The organism is Streptomyces sp. NPDC001678, assembly GCF_042892945.1.
Lineage (GTDB): Bacteria > Actinomycetota > Actinomycetes > Streptomycetales > Streptomycetaceae > Streptomyces.
On the sequence record NZ_JBIAUP010000016.1, the window covers coordinates 17,460 to 34,121 of the forward strand.

1 protein-coding gene is annotated in these 16,662 nt (G+C 76.5%); it reads right to left on the bottom strand.

From position 1 onward, the window contains the following. Positions 1–18: 18 nt before the first annotated feature. The gene (locus ACFYZR_RS27275; RefSeq protein WP_391914932.1) at positions 19–16,590 is read right to left on the bottom strand and encodes a type I polyketide synthase; all 16,572 of its coding nucleotides are present in this window, start codon (positions 16,588–16,590) and stop codon (positions 19–21) included. Positions 16,591–16,662: the final 72 nt, after the last annotated feature.

Below are 16,662 nucleotides of genomic sequence, written 5' to 3' on the forward strand. Positions count from 1 at the left end.
TTCGACTGACTGGGCTTGTCAGGCGAGGCCGAGTTCTTTGTCGATGAGGTCGAACATCTCGTCGTCGGTCTCGGCGGCTTCGAGGTCGGAGGCGGCGGCGTCGGCGGACGAGGTGTCCTCGGCCGTCGTGCCGTCGTCGGCGGCGTCGAGCTTCCACTGGAGTGACTTCAGGCGCTGGAGGAGCCTGGTGCGGGCCTCGCCGTCCAGTTCGCTCGCGGCCACGGCGGCTTCCAGGAGGCCGAGTTCGGCGAAGACGGCCGTGGCCTCCCCCGCGTCGTCGGCTCCGGTGGCGAGGTCGAGCCGTTCGCGGAGGTGGCGGACGAGGCCGAGCGGGGTCGGGTGGTCGAAGATCGCCGTGGTGGGCAGGCGCAGCCCGGTCTCGGCGTTGAGCCGGTTGCGCAGTTCGACGGCGGTGAGCGAGGTCATCCCCAGGTCGAGGAAGCCGCGTTCGGCGTCGACGGCGTCGGCGGAGCCGTGGCCGAGGACGGTGGCGACGTGCCCGGCGACGAGCCGCAGCAGCAGTGCTTCCTGCTTGGGCGCGCTGAGCCCGGCCAGCCGTTCGGCGATCCCCGCCTCGCGGGCGCCGTCCCCGCCGCCGGTCGCGGCGCGCCGGACGGGCGTACGGACGAGGGTGCGCAGCAGCGGGGGGACGCCGGCGGGGGCGGAGGCGGCGAGGGCGCGCGGGTCGAGCCGGACGGGCACGAGGAGGGCGCTGTCGACGCCGGAGGCGGCGTCGAGCAGGGCCAGTCCCTGGCCGGTCGGCATCGGCAGCATGCCGGAGCGGGCGAAGCGGTCGAGGTCCACGTCGTCCAGAGTGGCCGTCATTCCACTCGATTCTTCCCAGTATCCCCACGCGAGGGACACGGCGGGCAGGTCCTGGGCGCGGCGGTGGTGGGCGAGGGCGTCGAGGAAGGCGTTGGCGGCGGCGTAGTTGGCCTGGGCCATGCCGCCGGCGACGCCGGCGAAGGAGGAGAAGAGGACGAAGGCGGAGAGCCCGGCCTCGCGGGTGAGCTCGTGGAGGTGCCACGCGGCGTCGGCCTTGGGCCGCAGCACGCGCTCGGCCTGTTCGGCGGTCAGGTTCTCCAGCAGTCCGTCGTCGAGGACGCCCGCGGCGTGGACGACGGCGGTGAGCGGGTGCGCGGCCGGGATGGCGGCGAGCACGCGGGCGAGGTCGGTGCGGTCGGCGGCGTCGCAGGCGACGACGGTGGCCTGCGCGCCCAGGGCGGCCAGTTCCTCGCGCAGTTCCCGGGCGCCCGGGGCGTCGGGGCCCCGGCGGCCGGTGAGGAGGAGGTGGCGGACGCCGTGCCGGGCGGCGAGGTGCCGGGCGATGCGGCCGCCGAGCGTTCCCGTGCCACCGGTGATCAGCACGGTGCCTTCACCGGTGGGGTTCCACTCCCAGACGGGGGTGTCCGCGAGGCCGGCCGGGTCCGTGCGGACCAGGCGCGGGACGGTCACCGTGCCGCCGCGGACGGCCAGCTGGGTCTCCCCCGCCGCTTCGGCCGCGGCGAGGGCCGGGGCCAGGGCGGCGGTGGAGCGGTCGTCGCCGTCGAGGTCGGCGAGGACGAAGCGCCCGGGGTGCTCGGTCTGTGCGGAGCGGACCAGGCCCCACAGGGCGGCCCCGGCCGGGGCGGGCACCGCGTCCTCGGGCCCGGTGGCGATGGCGCCTTCGGTGACGAGGACGAGCCGGGAGCCGGCGAACCGCTCGTCGCCGAGCCAGGACCGGACGAGGGCGAGGCCGTCCCGGACCACCCGGTGGGCGGTTCCGGGCACGTCCTCGGATCCCTCGGGGGCGAGGCGCAGCAGCACCGTCCGGGGTGTCTGCTCCCCGGCGTCGAGGGCCGCGCCGAGGGCGGTGAGGTCGGGGTACGCGCGGACGGGCGCCCCGGACCGTTCCAGCGCCGCCACCGGGGCCGTGTCGCCGAGGACGGCGAAGTCCGCGGCCTCCGACGGGCCTTCCAGGGCGAGCGGCATCCAGCTCACCCGGTGGAGCGCGTCGTGGCGTGCCGTGCCCGTGGTGGTGAGCCGGTCGGCGGTGAGCTCCCGCGTCGTCACGGCGTCGACGACGGCCACGGGCGTGCCCGTGGTGTCCCACGCGGTCAGCGAGACGGTGTCGTCGTCGCCCGCCGGGGCGAGCCGCACCCGGAGGCGGTCGGCGCCGGTGGCGAGGACGGTGGCGCCCCGCCAGGCGGACGGCGGCGCGGGCGTGCCCTCGGGGTCGCGCAGGGTCAGGAGGGCCTGGAGCAGGGCCGGGTGGAGACGGAAGCCGGAGGCGCCCGCCCGGTCGTCGTCGGCCAGGGCGACCTCGGCGTACAGCTCACCGTCGCCCTGCCACAGCGCGCGGACCGTGCGGAACGCCGGTCCGTGGTCGTGGCCGTGGGCGGCGAGGGTGTCGAGGAGGGCGTCCGGCTCGACCGGGCGCGTGGCCGCGGGCGGCCAGGCGGCGGGCATCGGGGCGGCGGGGGCGGCCGGTGCGGTGGTCAGGGTGCCGGTGGCGTTCCGCGTCCACGGTGCGTCCGTGCCGCCCGGACGGGTGTGCACGGTGACCGGGCGCGGCCCGTCGCCGTCCGCCGCGCCGACGGCCACCTGGACGTCGACGGCTCCCCGCTCCGGGAGGGCGACCGGCAGGTGTTCGGTGAGCTCGTGGACCGTGCCGCAGCCGGCCTCGTCGCCCGCGCGCACGGCCCATTCGAGCAGGAGCGTGCCGGGGACGACGGCGGAGCCGTGGACCGTGTGTCCGGCCAGCCAGGGGTGGGAGGCGAGGCCGACGGTGCCGGTGAGGACGGCGCCGTCGGCGGCGAGGGCCACGGCCGTGCCCAGGCCCGCCGGGTCGACGTGACCGGACGGCTCCAGCCAGAAGCGCTCGCGCTGGAAGGCGTACGTGGGCAGCTCGACGGGGCGGCCGCCCGCGACGGCGCCGGTCCAGTCGACGGGCAGGCCGTGGACGTGCGCCTCGGCCAGGGAGGTCAGCATGCGCTCGGCCCCGCCGTCGTCGCGGCGCAGCGAGCCGATGGAGACGGCGTCGGCCTCGGCGTCGGCGACGGTGTCCTCGATGCCCACGGTCAGCACGGGGTGCGGGCTGCACTCGACGAACACGTCGTGGCCCTGGGCGAGGAGGGCCCGCAGCGCGTCCTCCAGCCGTACGGTGCGGCGCAGGTTCCGGTACCAGTAGGCGGCGTCCAGGTGCTCGTCGTCGCCGAGCCAGTCGCCGGTGACGGTCGAGAAGAACGGCACGTCGGCCGGGACGGGCGTAAGGCCGTCGAGGTCGGCGAGGAGGGTGTCGTGGATCCGTTCGACCTGGGCGGAGTGGGAGGCGTAGTCGACGGGGATCCGCTTGGCGCGGACGCCGTCGGCCGCGCATTCGGCGAGGAGTTCGTCGAGGGCCGTGTCGTCGCCGGAGACGACGACGGTGGAGGGGCCGTTGACGGCGGCGACGGACAGCTTGTCGCCCCAGCGGGCGAGGCGGTCGGTGACGTCGGCGTGCGAGGTGGTCACGGACACCATGCCGCCGTGGCCGGAGAGCTCCCCGGCGATGGCCTGGCTGCGCAGGGCGACGACCTTGGCCCCGTCCTCCAGGGACAGCGCCCCGGCGACGCAGGCCGCGGCGATCTCGCCCTGGGAGTGGCCGAGGACGGCGGCGGGGCGGACGCCGTGGGCGCGCCACACCTCCGCGAGGGAGACCATGACCGCCCACAGCGCGGGCTGGGCCACGTCCACGCGGTCGAGCCCCGGCGCGTCCGCGTCGCCGCGCAGGACCGCGGTCAGGGACCAGTCGACGTACGGGGCGAGGGCGCGCTCGCACGCGGCCATGCGGTCCGCGAAGACGGTGGAGGTGGCGAGCAGTTCGGTGCCCATGCCGGCCCACTGGGAGCCCTGGCCGGGGAAGACGAAGACGGCCTTGCGCTCGCGGGAGCCGGTGAAGCCGCCGTGGACGGTGGCGGTGGCGGGCTCGCCCTCGGCGAGGGCGCGCAGCCGCTCGGTGAGCGCCTCGCGGCCGGCGCCGACGACCACGGCCCGGTGTTCGAGCGTGGAGCGCCGGGTGGCGAGGGAGAACGCGAGGTCGGCCGGGGTCGCGTCGGGGTGCCGCTCCAGGTGGGCGAGCAGGGCGCGGGCCTGGCCGCGCAGTCCGCGCTCGCTGCGGGCCGACAGCAGCCAGGGCACGGTGGCGGCGGGCGTCTCGGCCTCGGTGGGCATCTCCGTGTCGGCGGGGGCCTGTTCGAGGATGACGTGGACATTGGTGCCGCTGATGCCGAAGGAGGACACGCCGGCCCGGCGGGGGCGGTCGTTCTCGGGCCAGTCGACGGCCCGGTCCAGCAGGCTCACCGCGCCCGCGCTCCAGTCCACGTGCGGGGAGGGCTCGTCGATGTGGAGGCTCAGCGGCAGCATGCCGTTGCGGATCGCGAGGACCATCTTCATCACGCCCGCGACACCGGCGGCGGCCTGCGTGTGCCCGATGTTGGACTTCACCGAGCCCAGCCACAGCGGCCGGTCCGCGGCACGGTCCTGACCGTACGTGGCCAGCAGCGCCTGCGCCTCGATCGGGTCGCCCAGGGTGGTGCCCGTACCGTGCGCCTCCACCGCGTCGACGTCGGCGGCCTTCAGACCCGCGTTGGCCAGTGCCTGACGGATGACGCGCTGCTGGGACGGGCCGTTGGGCGCGCTCAGGCCGTTGGACGCGCCGTCCTGGTTGACCGCGCTGCCACGGATGACAGCCAGCACCGGGTGACCGTTGCGCCGCGCGTCCGACAGCCGCTCCACCAGCAGCAGGCCGACGCCCTCGGAGAAGCCGGTGCCGTCGGCGCTCGCCGCGAAGGGCTTGCAGCGGCCGTCGCCGGCGAGGCCGCGCTGGCGGGCGAAGTCGGTGAACAGGCGCGGCGAGGACATGACGGTCACACCGCCGGCCAGGGCGAGCGTGCACTCGCCCTGGCGCAGCGACTGCGCGGCCATGTGCAGGGCGACCAGCGACGACGAGCACGCCGTGTCCACGGTCACCGCCGGGCCCTCCAGGCCCAGGGCGTAGGCGACGCGGCCGGAGACGACGCTCATGGCGTTGCCGTTGTTCACGTACCCGGCGAGTTCCTCGGGGATCTCGGGAACGCGGGCGACGTAGTCGCTGGAGGCCAGTCCGGCGAAGACGCCGGTGCGGCTGCCGCGTACGGACCTGGGGTCGATGCCCGCGCGTTCGAAGGTCTCCCACGCGGTCTCCAGCAGGAGCCGCTGCTGCGGGTCCATGGCCAGCGCCTCGCGCGGCGAGATGCCGAAGAATCCCGCGTCGAACTCGGCCGCGTCGTAGAGGAAGCCGCCTTCGCGGGTGCGGGAGGAGCCGGTCCCCTCGGGCACGGGGGCGTAGACCGCCTCGGGGTCCCAGCCGCGGTCCTCGGGGAAGCCGGCGATGGCGTCGGTGCCGGAGGCCAGCAGCTCCCACAGGTCCTGGGGCGAGCGGACGCCGCCGGGCAGCCGGCAGGCCATGCCCACGACGGCGATCGGCTCGTCGGCGGCGGAGGCGACGGACGCGACGCTCGTGTCGTCGGCGGTGGGGCCGTCGGGGAGGCCGTCGGACAGCTCGCCGTCGAGGTAGGCGGCGAGAGCGGCGGGGGCCGGGTAGTCGAAGGCGAGGGTGGCCGGGAGGCGCAGCCCGGTGGCGGTGCCGAGCCGGTTGCGGAGCTCGACGGAGGTGAGCGAGTTGAAGCCCAGGTCGCGGAAGGCCCGTTCGGCGTGGACGAGGCTCGTGTCCGTGTGGCCCAGGACGGCCGCGACGCAGCCGCTGACCAGTTCCAGCAGGTGGGCGCGGCGGCCGGTGGCGGGCAGGCCCGCGAGCCGCTGCCGGAGCGCGTCGGTGCCCGAGGCGGGGCGTTCGGCGCCGGCCGCGCGGCGTGCGGTGCTGCCCCGGTACAGGCCGCGCAGCAGGGCGGGGAGTTCGGCGGGGCGGCGGTTGCGCAGGGCGGCGCCGTCCATGCGGACGGGGACGAGCAGGGGCCTGCGGGCGGCGAGCGCGGCGTCGAAGAGGGCGAGGCCGTCGGCCGTGGAGAGGGTCAGCGCGCCGGACTGCCGGGCCCGGGCGCGGTCGCCGTCGTCGAGGTGGGCGGTCATCTCGCTGGCCTGTGCCCACAGTCCCCAGGCGAGGGAGGTGGCGGGCAGGCCCTGGACGCGGCGGTGCTGGGCGAGGGCGTCGAGGTAGGCGTTGGCGGCGGCGTAGTTGCCCTGGCCGGCGGAGCCGAAGACGCCGGCGGCCGAGGAGAACAGTACGAAGGCGGCGGGCTCGTGGGGCGCGGTGAGCTCGTGGAGGTGGCGGGCGGCGTCGGCCTTGGCGCGCAGGACGCCGGTGAGCCGGTCGGGGGTCAGGGAGGTGATCACGCCGTCGTCGAGGACGCCGGCGGCGTGCACGACGGCGGTCAGCGGCTGTCCGTCGGGGATGCCGGCCAGCAGCGCGGCGAGCGCGTCGCGGTCGGCGGTGTCGCAGGCGGCGACGGTGACGTGGGCGCCCAGGGACCGCAGTTCGTCGCACAGTTCGGGGGCGCCGGGGGCGGTCGTGCCGCGCCGGCTGGTGAGGAGCAGGTTCCGGGTGCCGTGGTGGGTGACGAGGTGGCGGGCCAGCAGGCCGCCGAGTTCGCCGGTGCCGCCGGTGATCAGCACGGTGCCGTCGGGGTCCCAGGGGCGGGGCACGGTGAGGACGACCTTGCCGACGTGGCGGGCCTCGGACACGAAGCGGAAGGCCTCGCGGGCGTGCTGGACGTCCCAGGTGGTGACGGGCAGCGGCCGCAGCGTCCCGTCCTCGAACAGGGCGACGAGTTCGGCGAGCATCTCGTGGATGCGCTCGGGCCCGGCCTCGATCAGGTCGAACGCCCGGTAGGCGACGCCCTCGTGGTCCCGGGCGACCTCGTCGGCGTCACGGATGTCGGTCTTGCCCATCTCGATCAGCCGCCCGCCGGGGGGCAGCAGGCGCAGCGAGGCGTCGACGAAGTCCCCGGCGAGGGAGTTGAGGACGACGTCCACGCCCCGGCCGCCGGTGGTCCCCCGGAAGCGGTCCTCGAAGTCGAGGGTGCGGGAGGAGGCCAGCCTGTCGGCGGGCCAGCCCTCGGCGCGCAGCAGTTCCTGCTTGTACGTGCTGGCGGTGCCGAGGACGTCGGCGCCCCAGTGGCGGGCCAGTTGCGCGGCGGCCATGCCGACGCCGCCGGCGGCGGCGTGGATGAGGACGGTCTCCCCGGCGGTGAGGCCGGCGAGGTCGCGCAGGGCGTAGTAGGCGGTGAGGAACACGACGGGGACGGCGGCCGCCTGCTCGAAGGACATGCCGCGCGGTACGGGCGCGAGGACGCGGTGGTCGGCCACGGCCAGCGGGCCGAAGCCGCCGGGCACCATGCCCATGACGCGGTCTCCGACGGCGATCCCGTCGACGCCGGGCCCGGTCTCGACGACGACGCCGGCCGCCTCGGAGCCGAGGTACTTGGCGCCGCCGGGGTACATGCCGAGGGAGTTGAGGACGTCGCGGAAGTTCAGGCCGGCGGCGCGGACGGCGATGCGGACCTGGCCGGGCTCCAGGGGGCCGGCGGCGTCCGGGCAGGGCGTCAGCGCGAGGTTGTCGACGGTGCCCTTCTCCGGGATGTCCAGCCGCCACGGGCCCTCGCCGTCGGGGACGGGCAGGGGCGCGTGGGCGTGGGTGCGTACGAGGCGGGGCGCGTACGCGGTGCCCTGGCGGAGCGCCAGCTGGGGTTCGTCGGCGTCCACGAGGGCGGGCAGCGGCAGCCAGGAGGCGGCGTGCGCGTCGACGTCGGCGAGGACGATCCGGCCGGGGTGCTCCGACTGCGCCGAGCGCAGCAGGCCGCGTACGGCGGCGGCCGGCAGGTCCCGGACGTCCTCGCCGGTGTGGGTGGCGACGGCGTTCCGGGTGAGGACGACGAGGCGGGTGCCGGCGAACCTCTCGTCGGCGAGCCACGTCTGGACCAGGGTCAGGGCGCGTTCGAGCGCGGCGGCCGGCGCGTCGTCCGGACGGCCGTCAGTGGCGAGGGCCGCGATCACGTCGGGCACGGGCCCGGCGGACGCGGCCAGGGCCGCGAGACCGTCCCACGCGGTCACGGCCACGCCGGCGGCGGCGAGGGCGGTGGCGACCGCGTTGTCGGGGTCGGGCCCGATCAGGGCCCAGGCGGCGGGCCGGCCCTCGGCGTGGCTGGTGCCGGGGCGGTCGGTGCCGACGTGGCCGGCGTCGACGGGGCCGGCGTCAGCACGACCCGCGTCAGCGGTCCGCGAGCCCGTCAGCGGAGTCCACTCCACGTGGAACAGCGCCTCGCGGGCGGCGTGGGCGGCCGGGTCGAGGAGCGCGGCCGGTACGGGGCGTACGGTCAGCCGCTCGACGGTGGCGACCGGGCGGCCGGTGCCGTCGGCCATGGTCACGGTGACGGCGTCCGGCCCGGCGGGCGCGATCCGTACGCGCAGCAGGGTGGCGCCGGTGGCGTGGAGGGTGACGCCGGTCCAGGAGAACGGCATGCCGGGGCGGCCGTCCTCGACGGTGAGCGGGCCGAGCCCGGCCGGGTGGAGGGCGGCGTCCAGCAGGGCGGGGTGGAGGCCGAAGCGGGCCGCGTCGGTGCGGGCGCGTTCGGGGAGCTCCACCTCGGCGTACACGTCCGTGCCGTGCCGCCAGGCGGCTCGTACGCCCTGGAAGACCGGGCCGTAGCCGTAGCCCCGCTCGGCGAGCGTGGTGTAGAAGCCGTCCACGGCGAGTGCCTCGGCGCCCTGCGGGGGCCACGAGGTGAGCTCCTGCGGCGCCGCCGGGGCGGCGGGGGCGAGGGTGCCGGTGGCGTGTTCGGTCCAGGTGCCCTCGGCGGTGTCGGCGCCGGGGTCGAGGGTGCGGGCGTGGAGGGTCACGGGGCGGTGCCCGGACTCCTCGGCGGCGCCGATGGCTATCTGCACGCGGACCTCGCCGCGTTCGGGCAGGACGACGGGGGCGTGGAGGGTCAGTTCGTCGACGTGGCCGCAGCCGAGCTCGTCACCGGCGCGGATCACGGCCTCGACGAGGGCGGCGCCGGGTACGACGACGGTGCCCGACACGGCGTGGTCGGTGAGCCAGGGGTGGGTGCGCGCGGACCAGCGCGCGGTGACCACCATCCCGTCGCCGCCCGCGAGTTCCACGGCCGCGCCGAGCATCGGGTGCTCGGGCGACTCCAGCCCGGCGGTGGCGACGTTGCCGGCGCCTTCGACGACGCGCGGCCAGTACCGCTGCCGCTGGAACGCGTACGTGGGCGGCTCGGCCCGCGTGATGGCCGCACCGGTGAACAGCGTGGACCAGTCGACGGGGGCGCCGTGCGTCCAGGCGTCGGCGAGCGCGGTCCGGAAGCGGGCGGGCCCGCCGTCCTCGCGGCGCAGGGTGCCCGTCGCGGCGGCCGTCACACCGGTGTCGGCGGCGGTCTCCTGCACTCCGGCGATGACCACCGGGTGCGGGCTGACCTCGATGAAGGACCGGTGCCCGGCGCTCAGCAGCGCCCGCGTGGCCGCCTCGAACTCCACGGTCCGCCGCAGGTTGCGGTACCAGTAGGCGGCGTCGAGCGTGGTGGTGTCGACGGGCTCGCCGGTGACCGTCGAGTAGAAGGGGATCTCGGCGGGGCGCGGGGCGACGGGGGCCAGGAGGGTCAGCAGTTCGTCGTGGATCCGCTCGACCTGGGCGGAGTGGGAGGCGTAGTCGACGGGGACGCGCCGGGCGCGGACGCCGTCGCGCTCGCAGTCGGCGAGGAGTTCGTCGAGGGCGTCGGGGGCGCCGGAGACGACCACGGAGGCCGGGCCGTTGACGGCGGCGACGGACACCCGCTCGCCCCAGGCGCGGATGCGCTCCCGCACGGCGTCGGCGGGCTGGGCGACGGACACCATGCCGCCGTCGCCGGACAGGGCGCGGGCGATGGCCTGGCTGCGCAGGGCGACGACGCGGGCCGCGTCGTCCAGGGTGAGGGCGCCGGCCACGCAGGCGGCGGCGATCTCGCCCTGCGAGTGGCCGAGGACGGCGGCGGGCTCGACGCCGTGCGCGCGCCACAGCGCGGCCAGCGACACCATCACGGCGAACAGCGCGGGCTGGACGACGTCCACCCGGTCGAGGGACGGCGCGTCGGGGGCGCCGCGCAGGACGTCCGGCAGCGACCAGTCGACGTACGAAGACAGCGCGGCGCCGCACTCGGCGAGGCGTTCGGCGAAGGCCGGGGAGGTGTCGAGGAGTTCGAGGGCCATGCCGGCCCACTGGGAGCCCTGGCCGGGGAAGACGAACACCGGTCCCCGGTCGCCCTCGGCGGTGCCGTCGAGGACGTGCGGCGAGGGCAGAGCGGCGGCCAGCGCGTCGAGCGCGGCGAGGAGTTCGCCCGTGTCGGCGCCGCCGGTGACGACGGCGGCCCGGTGCTCCAGGGCGGCGCGGCCGGTCGCCAGCGCGTGCGCGATGCCGGCGGCGTCGGGCGCCTCGGCGGCACGGACGTACTCGGCCAGCAGACGGGCCTGGTCGTGGAGGGCGTCGGCGGTCCGGGCGGAGAGCAGCCACGGCACGGTGGCGTCGGGGACCCCGGAGCCGGAGACGGGCTCCTCGGCGGGGGCCTGTTCGAGAATGATGTGGGCGTTGGTGCCGCTGATGCCGAAGGAGGACACGCCGGCCCGGCGCGGCCGGTCGCCGCCGGGCCACTCGGTGGGTTCGGCGAGCAGGGCGACGGCACCGTCGGTCCACTCGACGTGCGGGGTGGGCTCGTCGATGTGGAGGCTCTTCGGCAGGAGGCCGTGGCGCATGGCCAGGACCATCTTCATCACGCCCGCGACACCGGCGGCGGCCTGCGTGTGCCCGATGTTGGACTTCACCGAGCCCAGCCACAGCGGCCGGTCCGCGGCACGGTCCTGGCCGTAGGTGGCGAGGAGTGCCTGGGCCTCGATCGGGTCACCCAGGGTGGTGCCCGTACCGTGGGCCTCCACGGCGTCGACGTCGGTCGCGTCCAGGCCCGCATTGGCCAGCGCCTGACGGATCACCCGCTGCTGCGACGGACCGTTCGGAGCGCTCAGACCGTTCGAAGCGCCGTCCTGGTTGACCGCCGAGCCCCGCACGACCGCCAGCACCGGGTGGCCGTTGCGCCGCGCGTCCGACAGCCGCTCCACCAGCAGCAGGCCGACGCCCTCGCTCCAGCCCGTGCCGTCGGCGGCGGCCGCGAAGGGCTTGCACCGGCCGTCGGCGGCCAGGCCGCGCTGCCGGGAGAACTCCACGAAGGAGTACGGGGTGGACATGACCGTCACACCGCCCGCGACGGCGAGCGTGCACTCGCCCTGGCGCAGCGACTGCGCGGCCATGTGCAGGGCGACCAGCGACGACGAGCACGCCGTGTCCACGGTGACGGCCGGGCCCTCGAAGCCGAAGGTGTAGGAGACGCGGCCGGAGACCACGCTCATGGCGTTGCCGGTCAGCAGGTGGCCGGCGACCTCGTCGCGGGTGCCGTCGAGGATGGTCTGGTAGTCGTTCGAGTTGGTGCCGGCGAACACGCCGGTGCGGCTGCCGCGCAGGGACGTCGGGTCGATGCCGGCCCGTTCCAGGACCTCCCAGGTGGTCTCCAGCAGGAGCCGCTGCTGCGGGTCCATGGCCAGCGCCTCGCGCGGCGAGATGCCGAAGAACCCGGCGTCGAACCCGGCCGCGTCCGTCAGGAAGCCGCCCTCGCGGACGTAGCTGGTGCCCGGGTGGTCGGGGTCGGGGTGGTGGAGGCCCTCGGTGTCCCAGTCGCGGTCCTCGGGGAAGGGGGTGATGCCGTCGGCGCCCTCGGCGAGGAGCCGCCAGAAGTCCTCCGGGGAGTTGGCGCCGCCGGGGAAGCGGCAGGCCATGCCGACGATCGCCACGGGCTCGTCCGGGTCGGCGGCCACGGCGGCCCGTCCGAGGGAGGTGTCCGTCGCGCCCAGCACCTCGGTGCGCAGGAGCGCGGCCACGGCGGCGGCCGTGGGGTGGTCGAAGAGCAGGGTGGCGGGCAGCCGCACCCCCGTCGCGGCGGAGAGCCGGTTGCGCAGTTCGACGGCCGTCAGGGAGTCGAAGCCCAGGTCGCGGAAGGCGCGTCCCGCGTCGATGCCGTCGGGGGACGCGTGGCCGAGGACCTTGGCGATCTCCTCGCGGACCAGGTCGACGAGCACGCGCTCCTGTTCGGCGGCCGGGCGGCCCGCGAGGCGGTCGCGCAGCGGCGAGCCGCCGGGTGCCGCGCCCGGGGCGCGGCCGGCCTCGCCTGCCCGGCGTGCCTCGGGCACGCCGTCGATCAGGGGGCAGGGGCGGGTGGCGGTGAGGGTGGCGGCGTAGGGGGCCCAGTCGATGTCGGCGACGGTGGTCTGCGCCGTGCCCCGGGCGACGGCGCGGCGCAGGGCGGCGAGGGCCGGTGCGGGGGCCATGGGGCGCAGTCCGTCGCGGCTCATGCGTCCGGCGAGGGCGTCGTCGGTGGCCATGCCGTCGCCCGCCCAGGGGCCCCAGGCCACGGAGGTGGCGGGCAGGCCCTGGTGGCGGCGCTGTTCGGCGAGGGCGTCGAGGAAGGCGTTGGCGGCGGCGTAGTTGGCCTGGCCGGCGTTGCCGATGACGCCGGTGATGGAGGAGAACAGCACGAACATCCCCAGGTCCTGGCCCTGGGTCAGTTCGTGGAGGTGGCGGGCGGCGTCGGCCTTGGGGCGCAGGACCGTCGCGAAGCGCTCGGGGGTGAGGGTGGCGAGGACGCCGTCGTCCAGGACGCCGGCGGCGTGGACGACGCCCGTGAGGGGGGTGTCGTCGGGGATGCCGGCGAGGAGGGCCGCGAGCGCGTCGCGGTCGGCGGCGTCGCAGGCGGCGAGGGTGACGCGGGCACCCAGTTCCTCCAGTTCGGCACGGAGGGCGTCGGCGCCGGGGGCGTCCGCGCCGCGCCGGCCGGTGAGCAGCAGGTGTTCGGCCCCGGCCTCGGCGAGGGTGCGGGCCACCCGGGCGCCGAGCGCGCCCGTGCCGCCGGTGATCAGGACCGTGCCGTGGCCGGGCCAGGCGGCGTCCGTGTCGTCGGGGCCGGCCGGGACGCGTTCCAGGCGGCGGGCGAGGGTTCCGGCGGGCCGGATGGCGACCTGGTCCTCGCGGCCGTCGGCGAGCACGCCGAGCAGGGCGGAGACGGCTCGCGCGTCGGCATCCTGCGGGAGGTCGATCAGTCCGCCCCAGGTGCCGGGGTGTTCGAGGGCGGCCACGCGGCCGAGTCCCCAGATCTGTGCCTGGGTGGGGCTCGCCGACGCCTCGGTGGCGTCGGCGGCCACGGCGCCCCGGGTGGCGCACCACAGCGGCGCGGCGGCGTCGGCGGCTTCCAGGGCGTTCAGGAGCGCGGTGGTCGTGGTGAGGGCGAGCGGTACGGACGGGTGCTCCGGGTGGGGGCGTTCGTCGAGGGCGAGCAGGGACAGCACACCGGCCACAGGGCCTTCGGCCAGGGCGGCGGTGAGGGCGTCCCGGTCGGCGGTGTCGTCGCCGGTGAGGGTCAGTTCGTCGGCGCGCAGGCCGCCCGGGCCGGTGAGCGCGTCGGCCCAGCCGTCCGTTTCCGCTCCGGCGGGGACGGCGAGGAGCCAGCGGCCGGCGGGGGTGCGGTCGGTGCCGGTGGTGATCTGGGTCCAGGTGGTGCGGTAGCTCCAGCCGTCGACGGTGGCGCGGGTGGTGCGGCGGCGGCGCCAGGAGGCGAGGGCGGGCAGGATGCCACCGAGGGTGGTGGCGGCCTCGTCGGCGTCGAGCGCGAGGACGTCGGAGAGGGTGCGGGTGTCCTCGCGTTCGACCGCGGCCCAGAAGTCGGCGTCGACGGCGTCGGCCGGGGTGGGTGCCGTGCCGGTCCCGGCGGGGGCGTCGGAGGCGTTCAGCCAGTACCACTGCCGCTGGAAGGCGTAGGTGGGCAGTTCGACGCGGGTGGCGCCGGCGCCGGCGAGGGAGGCGGCCCAGTCCACGCGGACGCCGCGCGCCGAGGCCGTCGCGAGGCCCTCGACGAGGGCGCGGGTCTCGGGGCGGTCACCGCGCAGCAGGGGTACGGCCACGGCCGTGTCGGCGGCGGCCAGGCAGCCCTCGACCAGGGGGGTGAGCACCCCGCCCGGGCCGATCTCGACGAAGGCCGTCGCGCCCGCGGCCTCCAGGGCGCGTACGGCGTCGGCGAAGCGGACGGTCGCGCGGACCTGGCGCACCCAGTACTCGGGGGAGGTCAGCTCGTCGGCGCCGGCGAGCGCGCCGGTGACGGTGGAGACGACGGGGACGCGCGGGGCGTGGTAGGTGAGGCTTTCGGCGACGCGCCGGAAGTCGTCCAGCATGGCGTCCATGCGCGGCGAGTGGAAGGCGTGGCTGACCCGCAGTCGTTTGGTGCGGCGGCCCTCGGTCTCCCAGTGGGCGGCGACGCGGGTGACGGTCTCCTCGTCGCCGGAGACGACGACGGAGCGCGGTCCGTTGACCGCCGCGACGGAGACCCGGTCCTCGAGGCCGGTGAGGGAGGCGCGGATCTCGTCCTCGGTGGCCTCGACGGCCGCCATCGCCCCGCCCTCGGGCAGCGCCTCCATCAGACGGGCGCGGGCGGCCACGAGCCGGGCGGCGTCGGTGAGGGAGAGGACGCCCGCCACGTGGGCGGCGGACAGCTCGCCGATGGAGTGGCCGCCGACGAACTGCGGGGTCACGCCCCAGGATTCGACGAGCCGGTGGAGGGCGACCTCGACGGCGAACAGGGCGGTCTGGGTCCAGCCGGTGCGGTCCAGCAGCGTGGCCTCGGGCGTGCCCTCCCCGGCGAAGACGATCTCGCGCAGCGGGCGGTCCAGCAGCGGGTCGAGTTCGGCGCACACCGCGTCGAAGGCCTCGGCGAACACCGGGTGGGTGCGGTGGAGTTCCCGGCCCATGCCGACGCGCTGCGAGCCCTGCCCGGCGAAGAGGAACGCCGTGGGGGTCTTGGCGGCGGTGCCGGTGACGAGGCCGCTTCCGGTCCGGCCCTCGGCGAGGGCGTCGAGCCCGGCCAGGGCCTCCTCGCGGCCGTCGGCCACGACGAACGCCCGGTGCTCCATCAGGGGCCGGCCGGCCGCGAGGGAGTGGGCCACGTCGGCGGGGTCGAGGCCGGGGTGGGCGCGCAGGTGCCGGGCGAGGCGGACGGCCTGGGCCCGCAGGGCCTCCTCGGAGCGGGCGGACAGGGCCCAGGGCAGCGCGGCGGGCCGTACGACGGGGGCGGGCGGGGTGGTGTCGTCCCCGGCTTCGGCGGGCTCCGGCGCCGGGGCCGCTTCGATGATGACGTGGGCGTTGGTGCCGCTGACGCCGAACGACGAGACGGCGGCCCGGCGCGGCCGGCCGGTCTCCGGCCAGGCCTCCTGGCCGGTCAGCAGCCGGGCGTTGCCGGACGTCCAGTCGACGTGCGGGGTCGGCTCGTCGAGGTGGAGGGTCTTGGGCAGGAGGCCGTGGCGCATGGCCAGGACCATCTTCATCACACCGGCCACACCGGCGGCGGCCTGCGTGTGCCCGATGTTGGACTTGAGGGAGCCGAGGAGGACGGGCCGGTCGGCGGGGCGCTGCTGGCCGTAGGTGGCGAGCAGGGCGTGGGCCTCGATGGGGTCGCCCAGGGTGGTGCCCGTGCCGTGGGCCTCCACCACGTCGATCTCGGGGGCGGTGAGTTCGGCGTTGGCGAGGGCCTGGCGGATGACGCGCTGCTGGGAGGGCCCGTTGGGGGCAGTCAGTCCGTTGGAGGCGCCGTCCTGGTTGACGGCCGAGCCGCGGATGACCGCCAGCACGGGGTGGCCGTTGCGCCGCGCGTCCGACAGCCGCTCCACGAGCAGCAGGCCGACGCCCTCGCTCCAGCCGGTGCCGTCGGCGCCGGCGGAGAAGGGCTTGCACCGGCCGTCGGGGGCGAGCCCGCGCTGCCGGGAGAACTCGACGAACATCTGCGGCGTGGACATCACCGTGGCGCCGCCCACGAGGGCCATCGTGCACTCGCCCTGGCGCAGGGAGTGCACCGCGAGGTGGAGGGCGACCAGGGAGGAGGAGCAGGCGGTGTCGACGGTGAGGGCGGGGCCTTCGAGGCCGAGGACGTAGGAGATGCGGCCGGAGGCGACGCTGATGGCGTTGCCGGTCAGCAGGTGGCCGCCGACCTCGTCGGTGCGGTGGACGGCGCCGAGGGAGACGGCGCCCGGGTCATAGCCGCCGGGGCCGGTGCCGACGAAGACGCCGGTGCGGGTGCCGGCCAGGGACGCCGGGTCGATGCCGGCCCGTTCGACGACCTCCCAGGCGGTCTCCAGCAGGAGGCGCTGCTGGGGGTCCATGGCCGTCGCCTCGCGGGGCGAGATGCCGAAGAAGGCGGGGTCGAACTCGCCGGCGTCGTGGAGGAAGCCGCCTTCGCGGGCGTAGCTGGTGCCCTGGTGGGCGGGGTCGGGGTCGTAGAGCCCGTCGAGGTCCCAGCCGCGGTTGGCGGGGAAGGCGGTGATGGCGTCGACGCCGCCCTCGACCAGCTCCCACAGCTCCTCGGGCGTGCGGACGCCGCCGGGGTAGCGGCAGCCCATGGCGACGATCGCGATGGGCTCGCGCTGCCGTCGCCGGGTCTCGCCGAGTTCCTCGCGGGTCTCGTGAAGGTCGGCGATGGCACGCTTGAGGTACTCGCGGAGCTTGCCCTCATTCGACATCAGGATGTCAACCCCTCGCTGATCTGCCGGTCTTGGGGAGCGGACTGCCGACTGCCGACACTCACGTCTGACCCT